This window comes from Nocardia sp. NPDC051911 (assembly GCF_040681035.1).
Taxonomy (GTDB): domain Bacteria; phylum Actinomycetota; class Actinomycetes; order Mycobacteriales; family Mycobacteriaceae; genus Nocardia; species Nocardia sichangensis.
Genome location: NZ_JBFAXY010000022.1, coordinates 52,218 through 69,042, shown reverse-complemented (window position 1 = coordinate 69,042; position 16,825 = coordinate 52,218). Strand labels below are relative to the sequence as shown.

General features: G+C 66.0%; 17 protein-coding genes. 6 read left to right on the top strand and 11 right to left on the bottom strand.

Going from position 1 to position 16,825, the window contains the following annotated elements; all coding sequences use genetic code 11:
- Positions 1–15: 15 nt before the first annotated feature.
- A complete protein-coding gene (locus tag AB0L97_RS25230; protein ID WP_357883269.1) occupies positions 16–468 on the bottom strand; it encodes an Lrp/AsnC family transcriptional regulator in 453 nt (150 codons plus the stop codon).
- Between the two features lie 158 nt (positions 469–626).
- On the opposite strand from AB0L97_RS25230, the gene AB0L97_RS25225 reads away from it, so the two are divergent.
- Positions 627–1,652 (top strand): DMT family transporter, encoded by a 1,026-nt coding sequence (locus tag AB0L97_RS25225; protein ID WP_355074325.1) that lies wholly within the window; start codon positions 627–629, stop codon positions 1,650–1,652.
- Positions 1,653–1,743: 91 nt separating this feature from the next.
- On the opposite strand, the gene AB0L97_RS25220 is transcribed toward AB0L97_RS25225, so the two are convergent.
- Positions 1,744–2,691 carry an alpha/beta hydrolase gene (locus AB0L97_RS25220; protein WP_364433818.1) on the bottom strand — a complete coding sequence of 316 codons (948 nt, stop codon included), beginning with the start codon at positions 2,689–2,691 and terminating at the stop codon, positions 1,744–1,746.
- Positions 2,692–3,386: 695 nt separating this feature from the next.
- Positions 3,387–4,253, bottom strand: coding sequence for a LysR family transcriptional regulator (locus AB0L97_RS25215; RefSeq protein ID WP_364433815.1), 867 nt, complete (start codon positions 4,251–4,253; stop codon positions 3,387–3,389).
- Between the two features lie 80 nt (positions 4,254–4,333).
- On the opposite strand from AB0L97_RS25215, the gene AB0L97_RS25210 reads away from it, so the two are divergent.
- Positions 4,334–4,693: a cupin domain-containing protein gene (locus AB0L97_RS25210; protein WP_364433812.1), complete on the top strand. Its 360-nt coding sequence runs from the start codon at positions 4,334–4,336 to the stop codon at positions 4,691–4,693.
- Positions 4,694–4,876: 183 nt separating this feature from the next.
- Positions 4,877–5,239, top strand: coding sequence for a DoxX family protein (locus AB0L97_RS25205; protein WP_364433809.1), 363 nt, complete (start codon positions 4,877–4,879; stop codon positions 5,237–5,239).
- A gap of 7 nt (positions 5,240–5,246) precedes the next feature.
- Here AB0L97_RS25205 and AB0L97_RS25200 read toward each other — a convergent pair whose 3' ends face one another.
- The 3 genes from AB0L97_RS25200 to AB0L97_RS25190 all read right to left on the bottom strand — a co-directional run bounded on the left by AB0L97_RS25200 (position 5,247) and on the right by AB0L97_RS25190 (position 8,434).
- Positions 5,247–5,633, bottom strand: coding sequence for an aldo/keto reductase (locus AB0L97_RS25200; RefSeq protein ID WP_364433806.1), 387 nt, complete (start codon positions 5,631–5,633; stop codon positions 5,247–5,249).
- A 335-nt stretch (positions 5,634–5,968) separates the two neighbouring features.
- Entirely contained in the window at positions 5,969–7,420 is a 1,452-nt protein-coding gene (locus tag AB0L97_RS25195) for an amidase (RefSeq protein ID WP_364433803.1), read from the bottom strand.
- Between the two features lie 345 nt (positions 7,421–7,765).
- Complete coding sequence (locus tag AB0L97_RS25190; RefSeq protein ID WP_364433800.1) at positions 7,766–8,434, bottom strand: TetR family transcriptional regulator; 669 nt, start codon at positions 8,432–8,434, stop codon at positions 7,766–7,768.
- A 97-nt stretch (positions 8,435–8,531) separates the two neighbouring features.
- Between AB0L97_RS25190 and AB0L97_RS25185 the strand changes: the two genes are divergently transcribed.
- Complete coding sequence (locus tag AB0L97_RS25185) at positions 8,532–9,977, top strand: MDR family MFS transporter (protein ID WP_364433797.1); 1,446 nt, start codon at positions 8,532–8,534, stop codon at positions 9,975–9,977.
- Positions 9,974–10,249: a hypothetical protein gene (locus AB0L97_RS25180; protein WP_364433794.1), complete on the top strand. Its 276-nt coding sequence runs from the start codon at positions 9,974–9,976 to the stop codon at positions 10,247–10,249. The genes AB0L97_RS25185 and AB0L97_RS25180 overlap by 4 nt, the downstream gene beginning before the upstream one ends.
- 14 nt (positions 10,250–10,263) lie before the next feature.
- Here the strand turns inward: AB0L97_RS25180 and AB0L97_RS25175 are convergent, their stop codons facing one another.
- Positions 10,264–10,920, bottom strand: a complete 657-nt coding sequence (locus AB0L97_RS25175; protein WP_355074313.1) for a helix-turn-helix domain-containing protein — start codon at positions 10,918–10,920, stop codon at positions 10,264–10,266.
- 212 nt (positions 10,921–11,132) lie between these two features.
- Complete coding sequence (locus AB0L97_RS25170) at positions 11,133–12,260, bottom strand: NADH:flavin oxidoreductase (protein WP_364433790.1); 1,128 nt, start codon at positions 12,258–12,260, stop codon at positions 11,133–11,135.
- A 111-nt stretch (positions 12,261–12,371) separates the two neighbouring features.
- Between AB0L97_RS25170 and AB0L97_RS25165 the strand changes: the two genes are divergently transcribed.
- A complete protein-coding gene (locus tag AB0L97_RS25165; RefSeq protein WP_355074309.1) occupies positions 12,372–12,839 on the top strand; it encodes a MarR family transcriptional regulator in 468 nt (155 codons plus the stop codon).
- Between the two features lie 319 nt (positions 12,840–13,158).
- Here the strand turns inward: AB0L97_RS25165 and AB0L97_RS25160 are convergent, their stop codons facing one another.
- The 3 genes from AB0L97_RS25160 to AB0L97_RS25150 all read right to left on the bottom strand — a co-directional run bounded on the left by AB0L97_RS25160 (position 13,159) and on the right by AB0L97_RS25150 (position 16,825).
- The gene (locus tag AB0L97_RS25160) at positions 13,159–13,962 is read right to left on the bottom strand and encodes a tachylectin-related carbohydrate-binding protein (RefSeq protein ID WP_364433786.1); all 804 of its coding nucleotides are present in this window, start codon (positions 13,960–13,962) and stop codon (positions 13,159–13,161) included.
- Between the two features lie 493 nt (positions 13,963–14,455).
- Complete coding sequence (locus AB0L97_RS25155) at positions 14,456–15,016, bottom strand: choice-of-anchor K domain-containing protein (RefSeq protein WP_364433783.1); 561 nt, start codon at positions 15,014–15,016, stop codon at positions 14,456–14,458.
- Positions 15,017–15,541: 525 nt separating this feature from the next.
- Positions 15,542–16,825 carry a serine hydrolase gene (locus tag AB0L97_RS25150; protein WP_364433780.1) on the bottom strand — a complete coding sequence of 428 codons (1,284 nt, stop codon included), beginning with the start codon at positions 16,823–16,825 and terminating at the stop codon, positions 15,542–15,544.

The following is a 16,825-nucleotide window of genomic DNA, read 5'->3' as shown; positions in this document are numbered from 1 at the left end:
GGCGAGCGGGAGGCTTCAAATCGGCTCGATGACGTTCTTCCGTAGGTGTCCGTAGACCACTGAGGTGCGTACGTCTGCGAGTTCCTTTCGCTCGGTCAGCTTGTCCAAGACCACCGAGTGCAGATGGTCGGTGTCGCGAACGGCCACATGAAGGAGGAAGTCGTCGGTGCCTGTCAGCGTGAAGATTTCGATCACCTCGGGCATTCGCGTTACGAAGGCTTGGAACTGTTCGATGACCGCACGTGTAGGCGGTCGTATCCGTACGGCGATGATCGCCTGCAGCCCCCGGCCGAGCGACGGGAGGTCTACCTCGGCGTGGTATCCCAGCAGCACGCCGCGCTCACGGAGGGAGCGAATCCGCTCCAAGCAGGTCGAGGGTGCGATGCCCAACTCCTGGGCCATGTCCCGGTTGGTGCGCCGACCGTCCAACTGCAGAAGCCGAAGTAACGCCGAATCTAGTTCATCCATATTCCGTCTCTCTGGTAAAACTCCGAATCTAATTCGGACATACTGCCAGGATGCCCGGCTGATTGCTACCTTGATTGCCATATCCCCGTTCATAATTCGCCTCCGATGAAGCGGACGAACAGAGATCAGAAGTTTTTGGACGGTAAGGAGCACGGGAAGTGGATGAGCGGCAGGCCGAAGTCTTGGCGATCTGTTCGGTCGTAATGGCCGCGCTGTTGTGGAGCAGCTCGTACGCGGTAACCAAACTGGTGCTGACGGACGTCGGCCCGCTGAGCATCGGGGCCATCCGTTTCACGCTCGCCGCGGTACTGCTCGGGATCATCATGTTCTTGCGCCGCAACCCGGCCGTCAGACCGGATGCCCGTCGGCGGCGGCTGATCTACCTCAGTGGGTTGCTGGGCATTACGGCCTACTTCGTGCTGGAGAACATCGGCGTCGAGCTGTCGACCGCCTCCGACGCCTCGTTGATCGTGGCCACCTACCCATTGATGACCATGCTTTTGGAGCTGGTGGTCTTTCGGAGCAGAATGCCGCCGCTCCGGGTCGGCGGTGTGCTGCTGGCTACCCTGGGGGCTTTCCTCGTCGTTCACAACGGGGCGGATGTTGGAGGCAGCGGTCGCTGGTCAGGCGACATTCTGCTGTTGCTCGGCGGACTGGTGTGGGCCGGGTACAACATGCTGGGCAAGTATGCGGGGCACGGGCAGGACGCGGTGACCCTCACCTACTACCAGACCATGGCCGGCGCCGCCGGCTTCCTGTTCGCCTCGCTACCGGAGTTGAAGCATTGGCGGGTACCCGACGCCACGGCCTCGGCGCTGCTCGTGTATCTGGCCGTCGCATGTTCCGTCGGCGCCTTCCTGCTCTACAACTACGGCCTGCGCCGGATGGCCTCGAGCGTCGCGGTGAACATCCTCAACCTGGTGCCGGTGTTCGGTGTGCTCGGCGCCGTGGTGATCAATGCGGAGACGGTCCGGCCGGCGCAAGTCTTCGGTGGGGTCATCATCATCGCCGGGGTGACACTCGGATCGGTCGAGCACCGCTCGCCCGCCGGGAAAGTCGCAGTTCCCCGAACCGACCCGGCCACCGAGTGCGTGCGAACGAGTTCGTCCTGCAGGGTTGCGGTCGAATCGTCGTCGGATTCGGCCCCGTCAGTGATCGACGAGAGGATGCGCCTGAATCGGTAGGGAGTGGGCTTCAAGATCACGATCGCGTCCTGCTCGGTCGACTGTGCCCGAATGTCCGTGGCTCCCTGCGCCGTCGGACCTCGACGCCGAGCTACCGAGTGAACCGAGCGATGTCCTCGGCAACGCGCTCTGGTGCTTCGAAGGGGAACGCGTGACCGAGCCCGGGGTAGATCAGCAATTCCGAATTGTTGATGTAGCGATGTAGCACGATGGAGTTGGCGGCGGGTTCTTGCTCGTCGTTCTCCGCGCCCAAGATGAGGGTGGGCAGCTGCAGGGCCGGCAAGCTGCTGATGACGTTGGTGGTGGGGTTGATGAGCCAGTCGGTCATCGCGGCGCGTTGACGGTTGAGGCCGGTGAGGTTCGTCCCGATCCTGTTGAGGCGCAAGCCTGTTCGTCGACGCCACGCTGACAGAGCGTCGGGGTGGCCGCTGAAATACAGTGGAATGACCTGGTCGGCGGGCGCAAGCGGGTCGAACGCGGGCAGGCCTCGGACCAGACTGGGCAGATCGGGCAGCACCTGCTGTGTTCCGCCGGGGCCGGTGCCCATCAGGACCAGGGCGCCGACGTCATCGGGATGGTCCACGGCCATGCGTTGCGCGACGAATCCTCCGAGGGAGAAGCCCACCACGGTGGGGCGGCCCAGGTGGAGCGCCTGGATCAGGGCTGACGCCTGATCGGAGAGCTGAGGGACAGTCGAGATGGCCGAAGAGCCGGCCGGGGTTCGTCCCACGCCGTCGGAGTCGAAGATGACGACGTGATTGGTCATGGCGAGGCGGTCGAGCAGTGCCGGATCCCAGTCGTCCATGCTGAGTCCGAGACATGGGGTCAGCAACAAGGTCGGTCCATGTCCGAAGCTGCGGTAGGCGATCGGCAGCCCCGCGACGGTGACGACGTGGGTGGGTGCCGTCAGCGACGGCGACCGGTCGAAGTGATCGGCCGTTGTCGACTCGATGTCGGTATGGGCAGGCGGGCGGGCCGTAGGGGCGGCGTCGGCGGCGGTGGGCGCGACCAGCAGCATGCTGGTTGCCAGTGCGGCCACGACGGCCGAGGCGGGCACCGAGCATCGCGAGACGGGTCGCCCACGGTGGGGCATCGGCCCGCTGCCGGGTGTTGCCGGAGTTGGCTGCAGTGGATGGTGGGCGGACATGCGGGCTCCTCGCCGTTGCGGGATGGACTGAGTGGATGTGCTGTGATGGGCGTAGGCGTGCTGTTCGGACACACGTCCACTGCCTCTTCGGGTCTGAATGGTCGTCCCCGCGCATAGGAGATGCCGGGGGCCCGAAAGGATTCACAGCTGTCATCTGCCAAGAGGCGAAGCGGCGACCACGAGATCGTCACCGATGCACCGCGTCGGCGGCGACAATCCGAGTCGGCCGGCGTATTCCGGTGCGACACCTGCGAGGCAAGGGCAATTTCGTCGCGCTGCTTCTCACATTCGATGCGCCACGTTCTGCAACATTCGGCCGGTTTTGGGCTGCGCGGCGCGGCCGCGCCAGGACAGCGTCCCAGATTGCCTGGGCTGGGTGCGCGCCGTATTGACAAGTCCCCTGATCCCACGGGTGAGTCTTTACGCCCGAGTTCGGAAAACGACGGCGCACCCCGTCGAACGCACTGAGATGCCGCCGGTCGATCGATTGTCTCGGTGATCGGCTGTGGCGCAGGACATCCGCTCGAGTAGCCGATTGAGTGCGTCTCGCGCCGAGCTTTCCATCCGGCTCGTGGACCGGGTCGCCTTCACTGCCGAGGCGGGGGATCGAGGTATGCGATCGTGGCTATCTGCACGAACGATCGGATCAGGGGGTTGGCGTCACCTTCATTCCAGGCAACCACCACTCTGCTCGGTGCCATGTCGATCAGTGGGACCGTGCCCAGTCCCTCTGGCACACTGTGCCCGAGCGGGGATATGCCGACGGTGCCGTTCCAGAGCACGGCCTGCACACATTCCTGAACGACCCGCACTACCGGACCTTCGCGTGTCCGGCCCCCGTTCCAATAGGTCTGCCAGGTGGGATCGGTGCCGTCGGGGAACTGGAACCAGTGGCGGCCGGCCAAGTCGGCCAGCGTCAGGTGGTCGCGGCGGGCCAGTGGATCGTCGGCGCGCAAGACGGCCCCGACCGGGTCGGCACGCAGTTCATGCACGGTCAGGGCGGTGTCGTCGAACGGGGGCCGGGTCACAGCGACGTCGACCAGGCCCGCCCGCAGTCCGCAGGTGGGGTCGGTGAGATCGGTGTCGCGGATGCGGATGTCGACCTCGGGATGCTTGTGGCGGTAGGCCGCGGCAAGCCTGGTGACACCGGGGTCGGTGCCGTCGCCCAGGATGCCGACGGTGAGGTTCGCGGTTCCGGCCGCGGCGGCGACCCGCACGGTGGCGCGCTCGGCCTGATCGAGCAGGGCGCGCGCCTCGTCGAGCAGCACCATCCCGACCCGGGTGAGGCCGATGCCCGTGGGCGACCTGTCGAACAGGGGCGCACCGACTTCCGACTCCAATTGCCGGATGGCGCGGCTCAGGGGCGGCTGGCTCATGTGCAGCCGGGCGGCGGCGCGACCGAAATGGCGTTCCTCGGCAACAGCTACGAAGTAGCGCAGCGTACGCAGCTCCACGCTGGCACGATACCCGTCCGGTATCGGCATCGCAGAACAGGTCTTGGACGCCCACGACAACTCGGCGGTGCAATCGAAACATGTCAGACGACAAAAACAACTCCGGCACAACCGTTTCGGTGGTCGGCCCGGGCGAGGGAGAGCTGATCATCCTGGGCGCCACGCGAATGCGCGTCCTCGAGGACGGCAGCAACACCGCGCACCGCCTCGGTCTCGCCGAATCCATCATTCCCCCACACACGCCCGGACCACCGCAGCACCGGCACGCCCAGCACGACGAAGGGTTCTACATCATCTCCGGCACGCTGCGGTTCACCGTTGGCAACACCGACTACGACGTGACAGCGGGCACGCTGGTGATGGTCCCACCCGGCACCCCGCACACCTTCGCCAACATCACCGATCGACCAGCCGTCATGCTCAGCACCTTCACCCCCTGACCTGTACGTGCAGTACTTCCGCGACCTCCAGGACATGGTCGCCGACAGCCGGGGACTGACACCGCAGGTGAACATCGAGGTGATGAGCCACTACGCCACCGAGCCCGCCACCGACTTCGCCTGAACCCCAGCGGGCCGGGGCGCTTTCGCCTCGGCCCGCACATGACACCTCTGGATGGAATCGTGAACATCGCATTCTGGATCACTGCCGGTCTGCTCGCCCTCTTCTACCTCTACGCAGGCGGACTGAAGATCACCCGAAGCCGGGATCAACTCCGGCCCATGATGTCCTGGGTGGACCACATACCACTGTCCGTGATCCGGACCGTCGGCGCACTCGAAGTACTCGGCGCACTCGGGCTGATCCTTCCACCTCTGACCGGTCTGACGCCTGGGCTCGCCGTCGCCGCGGCCATCGGGTTCGTACTCCTGCAACTCGGTGCGATCCCGGTCCATCTGACCGGCGTGGACCACAAAGTCGCCCTCAACATCACCCTTCTTCTCATGGCAGCCGTGACCGTTTGGCTCGCAACCATCTGGGTGTGATGCGAGATTATCTCGGAGTCGGCTTCGCACCGCCCGACATGTCGTGTTCCCAGCTGCCGCGCGTGTCGACGTCCGCAGCGTCCGCCAGCGCCTCCAGCTCCGCGATCTCCTCGTCGGCGAGTTCGATGCCGTGAGCTCGGACCAACCCGTCGATGTAATCCGCCTTCGTGACCCCGATGATCGGGGTGGTCCCCTTGGCGATGGCCCAGGCGGTGGCGACGTCGGCGGCGGACGCGCCTCGGTCCTCGCCGATCGCCCCCATCCGGTCCGTCAGCGGCTGCAGCTGGGGGAGGATGCCGTTGTACACGGCCGCCCGGCTGCTGCCCTCCGGCAACGGGTGGGCCGGGCCGTACCTGCCGGTCAGCGCCCCTTGTTCGAACCTGATCACGTACACCGCCGAACCCGGCCGCCGCACCCGAAGACCGGCTCAAACTCCTCGCCAGCTGGGCAGCTACGCAATCTCGGGCAGAAGAGCCCACCCGCCACTCTCCTCAGCCCGGGCCGCTCTGATCCGTCGCGGTTCACCCGGCCGGGAATCCGGGGTACGAACTCGACCGGCCCGCGCGAAGTTCCTATACCCGCTGATTCACTATGTCTCGCGCGGGACGCGCGGGGGCCATGCCGGTGTGAACCGGATGGCCCGAGGAGTCGAAAGTGCGAACCCCCGTACTTGGTTTCGCCTCACACTGTTTGTTCGTCATCCGCTCGACCGGCACCCGGTAGTGCACCTCACTTCGGTGCCTGGAAGCCGCCGATCTTCTGCTCGAGGAGCTCGGCCAGCCGCAGCGGGGTGCGGTCCTCGAACATCGGACCGATGAGCTGCACTCCCACCGGCAGGCCCTCGGGTGAGCGGCCCGCGGGTATGGCGGTGGCGGGCAGGCCGGGCATGGTGGCCATACCGGCCCAGACGAGCTGGTCGAAGTACGGGTACTCGACGCCGTCGATGTCGATGTGCCGGTCCTCCAGACCTCCGTCGTGGTCGTGCGGGAACGCGGGAGTAGGCGTGATGGGGCACACCACGGCATCGAACTCGGCGAACAGTTGCCGCCAGCCGTGGCGGTGGAGTTCGCGACGATTGTTCGCCTCGACCCAGTCGCGGTGGCTGAGCACCATGCCGCGCAGCCGCGCCGCATCGAGGCTCCGGTCGTCCGCGCTCAGTGCGGCGGCTTGGGTCCGCAGCTGTCGGTACACGTCGAGGGGAAGACCCGCGGCGGCGTTCGACAGCATCAGCTGCATATAGAGCGTCGCCGCTTCGATCGGATCAGGCAGCAGCGGGCTGTGCCGTTCGACGCGGGCGCCCTCGTCGACGAGGGCCTCGGCGACCCGGTTCACGCCCGCCCGCACCGCCGATCCGGTCGGAATGAGCGGATGTTCCTCGATGATCAGGACACGGAAGTCGGCCAGCCGTTCGTGGCGCGCGGGCGGCAGTGCGACGTCGTAGGCGACGCCGTAGGTCAGCGGGTCCGGTCCGGCCATCACGTCGAGCAGGAGCGTGAGGTCGCGGGCGGTGCGCGCCATCGGACCGACAACAGCGAGGTCGAGATCGACCGGCAATGCCGGCGCCGGCGGTGCGACCATACCGCGGGACGCCACCAGTCCGAGTGTCGGCTTGTGCGCGTAGATGCCGCAGAAATGCGCGGGGGTGCGCAGCGAACCGGCGAGGTCGGAGCCGATGGACAGCGCGCCGAATCCGGACGCCAGGGCCGCCGCGGAACCGCCGGACGACCCACCCGAGGTGCGGCTGTGGTCCCACGGGTTGTTGGTGGTTCCGTAGATCTCGTTGAAGCTTTGGATATCTCGCAGCGTCAACGGCACATTGGTCTTTCCGAGCAGCACCGCGCCGGCGGCCTTCAGCCGCGACACCTGTACCGCGTCCTCGGCAGGCACATAATCCTTGTACTGCGGCATGCCCCAGGTCGTGGGCAGTCCGGCGATGTCGTAGGACTCCTTGACCGTCACCGGAATACCGAGCAGCGGCCGATCCTCGCCGCGGGCGCGCGCCTGGTCGGCAGCGCGTGCGGCGGCCCGCGCATTATCGAAATCCGGTACGCAGATCGCGTTGATCGCCTTGTCGTCGCGCTCGATACGCGCGATCGCCTCGTCGGTCAGTTCCACCGATGTCACTTCACCAGCATGCAAGGCGGCCGCGAGTTCTTCCGCCGACTGAAAACTCCAATCCATGAATCCGACGGTATTGGCCTGCCGGACAGGACATAAAATGCCGCTTCGCGCAATGGAAAGTCGAGCGGACACCATGCACCGGTGAAGTCATGCGCTCGTTCTGCCATCGCCGGACATTCCACCCCAGGTCACAGCGTCGGCAGCGGGCCAACTCCATGAGCGCGGGGCATAAGAATGCCGCGCCGGGCAACGGGATATATGTCTCATATGCTCATCCGCGGTCAACGCGTTCGTAATCACTTCCGCCGACCTCTGGCTTAACGCACAAACCGACTGAGAGAAACCGCCGGAAAACACCGATACCGAGATTGGCCCGAGCGCCGCCGCGCCCAGGAAGAGCCCGGATCAGGCCCCTTCCGGTGATTCGGCCGTGCCGAGGCGGCGGATAAGGGCGCGGAGTTGAGTGCGATAGTACTCCTCGAATTCCGGTGAGCCGGGAGTCTTTCCGGTGGCTCGCAGGGCGGCCTCGGGGAGCATCAGGGGCGCCAAAACCATGCTCATGACGGCCATGCGGACGAACGCGGGATCCAGCTCCGGGACTATCTGGCCGCGCTCCTTTGCTCGGCGGAGGTTGGCCAGATCGGTGTCGATGACCGTGGCGTCGTCGATGTAGTCGGATTCGGTGCCGCCACCGGTCAACCCGCGCCAGATGACCAGGCGGGCCGGGCGTGGGTCCGCCAGCGCGGCGGTGAGGTAACGGGCGGCGGTCTCGTCGAGGGGGAGTGCCGGATCGGCACGCTCGGCCTCGGCCTCCGGCCAGTGCCGTTGAATCTCTTGATAGAGGTTTTCCTTGCCGCCGAAGTAGTAGGCGATGAGCTGTTTGTTCACCCCCGCGCGAGCGGCGATGTCCTGGACTCGCGCACCGTCGAAGCCCTTTGCGGAGAACTCATCCAGGGCCGCATCGAGCAGAGCCTGACGGGAGCGCTCCGCGTCGCGGCGGCGCTCGTCCGCGCTGGGGGCGCGGCGCGGACGGCGGGCCGGGCCTTCGGGCGTCGGATCCGTGCTGCGGGCCATGCGAACAGGTTACCGGTTCGGGTGACTGGTTCAACCAGTCGGATGCATTGTCATCCAATTGGTTGACAGAGTTTCCCGTGTGGATGACACTGCGAAGGTGACTGCTTCCAACGTTTCCGACGGCGTGACCACCGGGCTGAGCCCGCAGGCACGTCGGGCCGTGGTCGTCGTATTGGTCGGCGCGGTGCTCGCCTTCCTCGACGCCACGATCGTCAATGTCGCTCTGCACTCCCTGGCTACGGCCCTGAACGCGTCGCTGGACGCCATCCAGTGGGTCGTCACGGCTTATCTCCTGGTGCAGGTGGCGGTGCTGCCCGCCAGCGGCTGGGCTGCCCGCAAGATCGGGCCCAAGCGGCTCTATATGAGCACGCTCGGCCTGTTCACCGTCGCCTCGATCGCCTGCGGACTCGCGGACTCCGTGGGTACCCTGATCGTCGCCCGCGTCGCGCAGGGATTCGGCGCGGGGCTGATGATTCCCGTCGGGCAGTTGATCCTGATCACCAGCGCTGGGCAGCGCGGCATGGCGCGAGCCATGGTGGCGGCGGGACTGCCGATGGTGCTCACACCCGTCATCGGGCCGACCATCGGCGGACTGTTGTTGCAATACGCGGGCTGGCAGTGGATCTTCCTGATCAACGTGCCATTCGGCGTGCTGGGCCTGGTGCTGGCGTGGCGACTGCTCCAGCCCGACGAGCCGACCGAAGCCGCGGGTCCGTTGGATGTCGTTGGACTGGTGATGATTTCACTCGGAACAGTGGGCGTCACTTTCGGATCGGCTCGCGCCGGAGTCCGGAATGTGACCGATCCGCAGGTGCTGGTCCCGGTCCTGGCCGGCGTCGCCGTCATCGGCCTTTTCGTCGTGCACGCGACGCGATCCGCGCATCCTGTTCTCGATCTGCGGCTGTGGCGGGATCCGCTGTTCCGTGCGGGTGCGGTCACGACGCTGGTGCTGGGCGCGGTGACCTTCGGGGCGATGGTGCTGCTGCCTCTGTATTTTCAGGTGATCCGAGATCAGGATGCCGCGCACACCGGAATGCTGCTGGCCCCGCAAGGGCTGGGCGCGGCCCTAGCCATGGGGCTGTCGGCACCCATGGTCGAGCGGCTCGGCGGGCTCACCAGCGTGGTCGGTGCGGTGATCGGTGTCGTCGCCACGGTGCCGTTCCTGTTCGTTGCCTGCAACACGCCGTACTGGCTGCTGGCCGCCGCGATGATCGTGCGTGGCCTCGGCATCGGACTGGCCGCGACACCTGCCATGACGGTGGCGCTGCGCAACCTCGGCCCGGCTCAGATGGCGGATGCCACACCTCAGCTCAATATCATGCAGCGCATCGGCGGATCCATCGGCACGGCCGTGTTCGTGGTGATCCTGCAGCAGGGGCTGAGAGACAGCGGGATCCAGCACTCGGAGCAGGCGGGGGCGTTCGCGACCACTTTCACCTGGGTGCTGGGAGCCGCGCTGGTCGCCATTATTCCCGCGGCCGCGTTGGCCGCACGGGGCGGACGCCTCGACGCGGCCGGTGACTCTCTCGGCAACGAGCCATGATCCGATTGGCAAAGCTCACCGGGGTGGTGATGACCGACGGTGGCGAGCTCGGCAACCGGCTGCGCGGCATCATCGCACCACGGATACATCGACTGCCCGGCCTCGCCCGTGTGATGTCCAGCGGCGAGACACCACCACTGCGCCGCTCGGCGCTGGTGGCCGCTCTACTGCTATGGCGCGGCTCGGCAGGGCGTCTGTTGCCCAACGATCGCCTCGAGGACGGGCGCCGCCTCGACGAGGTCGCGGATAGACCTGCGCCACTCCGAGCATGACGATGCCACCGGAACTATGGATCGGGCACAAGCTGCGGCTGCGGCTGTGGGGGCAGGGGGTGGGAGACGAGCTTCTGCGCCGAACGCTTGTTCATGCCGAACATGCGCAGCACATGGAAGGTCATCTCGTCGGTCAGCGCGCCCGCATCGGCCCCGGGTTGGGCGTCCAGGAGTTGCAGCAGGCCCAGCAGCGCGCCGCCTGCGGCCATGACGGCCATGTCCGGGTCCATCGGCTCGAACCGGCCCGCCTCCTGGGCGGCGATGATGTCGCGGCGGGCACGCGGGGCCAGGCCCTCGTCCCGAAGCAGCACCGGCATGCCGGAATTCAGCAGCACCCGCACTATCTCCGGCGCCTGCCGCTGGAGACGGCCGGTCATCCGGAAACTCACCGCGAATACCTCGGCCGGGTCGTCGTACAGCTTCACGATCTCGTCGCGCATCTCGCTGTAGACCTGCAACACCGAGCGGACGGCTTCGTCGAACAGCTCTTCTTTGGAGGTGAAGTGGTTGTAGAACGAGCCGAATCCCACGTCGGCGGCGTCGGTGATCTCTTGGATGCTCACCGCCGAACGTCCTTCCGCCAGGAACTTCCGTGCTGCGCCCAGCAGTGCGTTGCGGGTGCGTTCCCGGCGGCGGTCGATGCGATTTCGCACCACGGGGTCGGCGGACATGGATCCCTCTTCCATCGGCGAATGTCACCGTAATCGTATCTGATGGCTCCATCAGATACGATTACAGTGGTGACGGCCTCCCGGCGGTGGTCCATGCGCCGAACGCCGGGTGTCCTGGATGCGCTCGCCCGGCGTGGCTCGCTATGGATGCCCACGGTGCGCTCGATCCGCCGTTTCGCTCGGATCGACGACGACGGCCTGCTGAAACTCGCTTACCTCAGCGTCTTCAGTGCCGCCGCGTCGTACGGCTTCAGCTCGTCGATCCGCCCCGCCAGGACCTTGGACGCCCACTCCGGGTCCTGGAGCAGGGCGCGACCGACGGCGACCAAGTCGAATTCTTCGCGCTCCAGGCGATCGAGGAGGTTGTCGAGGCTGCCGAGTTCGGCGCCCTCGCCGGTGAAGGCACGGAGGAAGTCACCGTCCAGGCCGACCGAGCCGACGGTGATGGTGGGCTTGCCGGTGAGCTTCTTGGTCCAGCCTGCCAGGTTCAGGTCCGAGCCGTCGAACTCCGGGAGCCAGTAGCGACGGGTGGAGGCGTGGAAGGCGTCTACGCCGGCTGCGGCGAGCGGAGCCAGGATCGCTTCCAGCTCCTGCGGCGTCTCGGCGAGCCGTGCATCGTAGGCCTCCTGCTTCCACTGCGAGTAACGGAAGATCACGGGGAAGCCGGGCGAGACGGCCGCACGAACAGCGGCCACGATCTCGGCGGCGAACTTTGTCCGGGCCGCGATGCCGCCGCCGTAGGCATCATCACGGCGGTTCGTTCGCGCCCACAGGAACTGGTCGAGGAGATAACCGTGAGCGCCGTGCAGTTCGACGCCGTCGAAGCCGATGCGCTCGGCGTCCGCCGCGGCCTCGGCGAAGGCGCCGATGACGTCGTCCAGGTCACCCTGGGTCATCGCCTTACCGAGACCCTCGGTGCCGTCGACGCGAATACCGGAGGGGCCGACGGCGGGCGCATCGGGGTAGGGCGCGTCCCCCTGGTTGCGGACCATGCCGATGTGCCACAGCTGCGGCACGATGGTGCCGCCTGCCGCGTGAACGTCCTCGGCGACCTTCGCCCACCCCGCCAACTGCTCTTCACCGTGGAAGCGCGGCACGCGGTCACTCTGCCCAGCGGACTCGTGGCCGACGTAGGTGCCCTCGGTGACGATCATGCCCACGCCGGCGGCGGCCCGGCGGGCGTAGTACGACCGCACATCGTCACCGGGAACGCCGCCGGGGGAGAACATGCGCGTCATCGGCGCCATCACGATGCGGTTCGGGACGGTCAGGCCGTTCAGCGCGACGGGCCGCGAGAGGATCTCGGCTGTGCGCGAGGCGTCGGACGCGGTGACGATCACTGGGTACTCCTCGTTGGTACGACTTCGATGGTTGAGAACTTCAAGCAATGGCCACACACGCTAAGGGTAAATATTTGAGATAGTCAAGTTTCTGCGGATAGGCTGGTTGCCATGGCAGAAGCTCCCCGCGTCGACACGGCCCAGTTGATGGAGCTGCTCTCGGTGTCGCTCGGCGTCTACTACGGCGACTTCACCGTCGCGGCGGCGAGCGAGAACTTGACGGCGAGCCAGGGCAAGGCGCTGACCGTGCTGCGCCGAGGGCCCGTCGCGATGCGCGCCTTGGCCGAGACCTTGGCCTGCGACGCCTCCAACGTCACCGGGATCATCAACCGGCTGGAGAAGCGTGGCCTCGTGCGACGAGAGGCCAGCGAAGCCGACCGGCGCGTCACCAATCTCGTCATCACGCCCGAGGGCGAACAGATAACCGACACGATCCGGGCGAAAATGCGCGCCACCCAGGACGGCCTGAACAGGCTCAGCGACCAGGACCGCGACTGTCTGTACGAACTGTTGGAACGGGTCTTCGTCTCCCGGCTCGTCACCCGAGCGGACTCACCTGCGTCGGTCGCAGGTCGATAAGCGCCGGCACACCGACCCGAAAGAGCTGTTCCAGGCCAACGACCGACGTTGTCTGGAAATGCGACGAGCACGCCCCTCCAAGCACTACCGACGCCGCGACGCTGCGCACCGACGGCCACGCCGGTCGGATCCAGCTCGGGTGGGGTGCTGAGTCCGGGCCGGTCAGGGTGTGCGCTTCGGAGGACTGCGGGCACGTTGGACGGAACGTAATCGGGCGGTCTCCGCCTTCTTTGGATGTAGACGCTCCCCCAGAGGCCTCTGGGGGAGCGTGCATCAAGCGGAGCCGCGATTCACAGGACATCGAATCTCGGATGGATGCTCAGACGAGGTGGAGGTAAGTGTCGCCGCTGAACACCGAGCTGTAGATGTCCCAGCCACCACTGATCTTCCTCCCACCCGCACCGGCCGTCCACGTCGCCGTGCCGTCTCGCCACCCGTCGTGGCGATACCAGTGCAGATCCCCGTTCGGCTTGATGCCGTAGATCGCGCCGTCGTAGCCGCTGAACACCTTGTCGTAGATGTCCCAGCCGCCACTGATCCGGTTGCCGCCCGCACCGGCGGTCCACCTGGCGGTGCCGTCTTGCCACCCGTCGTGCCGGTACCACTGCAGGTCACCGTTCGGCTTGATGCCGTAGAGCACCCCGAGGTAGCCGCTGAACACCTTGTCGTAGATGTCCCAGCCGCCACTGATCCGGTTGCCGCCCGCACCGGCGGTCCACCTGGCGGTGCCGTCCTGCCACCCGTCGTGGCGGTACCACTGCAGGTCACCGTTCGGCTTGATGCCGTAGACCACGCCTCGGCCGATGCTGAAGACCGTGCGGTAGATGTCCCAGCCGCCACTGATCCTGTTACCGCCCGCACCGGCGGTCCAGAAGGCGCCGCCGTCCTGCCAGCCGTCGTGGCGGTACCACTGGAGATCGCCGTCCGGCTTGATGCCGTAGATGACGCCGCTGTCGCGGCCGCTGAACACCGTGCTGTAGATGTCCCAGCCGCCACTGATCCTTTTCCCGCCCTCACCTGCTGTCCAAAAGGCTCCGCCGTTCTGGACACCGTCGTGGCGATACCACTGCAGATCGCCATCGGGCTTGATGCCATATAACGCAGTGCCGACAACCCTGGTCATTTCTGTTCCTACCTTTTTGTCGCGAGTGATACTGCTGTCGTCCCCGACATTTCGGCCGCTCGGCCGAACTCCTGGCGATAATTTCAGGACGCTGGATCGCGGACACCAGTAGTCGACTACTCGTTTCGGGGCGTAGCTGATGAATTGCCCTGCAGGGTGTGCGACAGCGTCGCGGCGGCTCGGCTCCCTGGATCGGCCGCCGGGAAATGTCAGCTCGAGGCGAACGCGTCAGCCTGCGGTCGGCGCCCGGGGCACGATGATCGCCGTGGACAAGTGGTCGCTCGGGACTCCGGCGGCGTGCATCGCGGCCGATAGCGCCACAAGGAAAGACCGTCGGCGCGGCTAGCTGCGCCCGGGTCACGGTGGTCGATCATGCACGCTGGATTGCCGCGGCCGGGCCCGGCGAACACGCCGTCGGGCCCGGCCGTGAAGTGGCCGTTTACATCAGCGTCCCGCCACACCGGGACATAGGATGGGCGCCGGGCGAGTATCTTCAGGAACCCGGCTCAACCTGGGGTTCGAATTTCGCAACGAGCCAGACTCTCTTGATTTCCCCTTCGGGATTTTCGAAGTACGGCTTCACTTCATCCTTGTCATCCAGGAAACCGCTGATGGTCACCAGGTATTCGGTGCCGTCGACGCGGACGATGTCGTTCTCGTGGACTACCGGCGGTCTCACCACATCGGCGACGTCACCCGGCTGGTTGGGCGTCTCGTCGTGACGGAAACGCAGGGTGAAGGTATGGTCGAATCCCTCGTCCTGGAAGTCGACGGTGACCTTCAAGAAAACCGAGAACTGACTGTGTGGCAGATGAATTCGACGGTTGTAGTGTGCGAATATGCCGAGCCTGAAGTTCTGGCCGTCGAGGCGCGCGTCGACATCGGTGAGGCCGGTGAAGTCGTAGCCGCTCTTCTCCTCGTCTTGGCTGCCGCCCCATCGGATACTCGATTTGATGCCCGCGCTCGACCTGACTCCGGGCTGTCGCAAACCCTCGAACTGCGACTCGTCCACGCTGACGCGCGTCCAAACACCTCTGGTGTCCACTTTCCCCATGACAGACATGCCCCCTTGTTTCCGGACCGATCGGCGAACTGCCTATCTACCGTGAGACACATCATCCCCCACAGAGGGCGACCTGTCATCGAAATCGGTTGTGCGACAGGAATAATTGGGCCGAGATACTACTCGGAGATCTTCGCTGCACCCATGCGCGCCGAAGACGGTGAAGGCAGGTTGGTGCGCGCATCTCAGGGGTGTCGTAGCCACTGGTCGAGGGCGTGCTCACCGACGAAGGTGAGTCGGACCATCCTGTTCGGCGACGTGTTCGCGTAGGAGTGCTGCTGGGTGCGCATCGATCGCCAAATCCAGTTCGTCGCGAACATCTTTCGGAGCTGTCTTCGAATGCTATGAGACCAAAAGGAACTACGGATCGGTTGCGCGGCCCGGCGTCGTGATATGTCGGCGGCGGCGTGGTGCGCGACGCGGATCGCGGCACGCCGCAGCCCGCGGCGCCCAGCGCAGAAGTGCTGGCGCCGCGGGGCAGCGAGATGACCTTGGCCGCATATACGCGTTGTGCCGCTACGGAATTCCAGGGGTCGCCGGGTGCGGGCCGACGCAGCCGAGTATGAAACAACCCGGTGGCCAATTCGCGAACGGTGCGGACATGGGTTTACCCAGGCAGGACAGCGGGTTGCAACCTGGGTAGGCCATCGGGCCGATGCCGAGTGCGGCGAGTGTCGCGTCCGGGTTCGAGATCATCGGATCGGACAGTTGGACATCGGATTGCTGTTCGTAGGGCGCCGCAGCGGGTATGCGAGGGTCCCGGAAGGCGGCGCCGACCGCGCGCAGGACATCGTGCGGGAAGCTCAACGCGCTCCCCGGCACCGTGACACCGGTCCAACTGACCATCAATCCGAGGCTCGGCACCACGAAATTGTCCTGGCGCATCATTCCCGACATCTGCATCGCATCCGGCGGCAGTCCAGGAAAGTAGTTGCCGCAGTCCGGCCCGTTCACCACGAACAGGAAGCCATAGCATGGGTTCGTCGGGGCGGGCCGGCCTGCCTGCGCGAGATATTCCGCGGAAATGATCTGGTGACCGCCCCACTGGCCGCGATTGGTGAGCAGCAGTCCGAGCTTGGCGAAGTCGTCCGGTGGCAGCAGTAGATGCGCGTAACCGTAGGTGTTTCCACTGCGGTCCCGTCCCCAGAAGTAGTCGGTCGGCGGAATTCCCAACGGATCGAAGAGCTTTCGTTGCGCGTACGTCTGAAAGTCCTCATCGACCGCACGCTGGATGACGTACACGAGCAGATCGACAGCGCGCTGACTGTAGCGCCACTCGGTGCCCTGCTGTTGATCGATCGGCATCGCCAGCGCCTGCGCCACCACATTCGGGTCGATTTGCGCCAACCCGGTGATGCCCTCCGAGGCCACCGCTACCCGCATGCCGCTGGATTCGACGAGCAGATTCCGCACCGTGATCGCGCGATGTCCGGCATCACCGAGCTCGGGTGGCAGATAGGCGCCGATCGGGTCATCGAGCCGCAGCCGCTGCTCGTCGACCGCGATCCCGGCTACCATCGAAACCACACTCTTGGTGCTACTCCATAGATTCCACGGCACACCGGCGGCCCGCGCGGTGTTCGGGCCGGTCGCGATCAGGCAATTGTTCCGAAAGATCTGCAGCGTCGTGCGGGTCGAATCCGCCGCGAGCGCCACCGCCTGGCGCAGCGCGGGCGAATCGAGTCCGACCTCCTCCGGGGTCGCTGTTTCCGGTACTCGTCCACTGCTGACCGCGCAATGCCTCAGCCCGTCCGGTTCGGCATGCGCCGTCACCGGCGCACCGATCCCGAACATCGACAT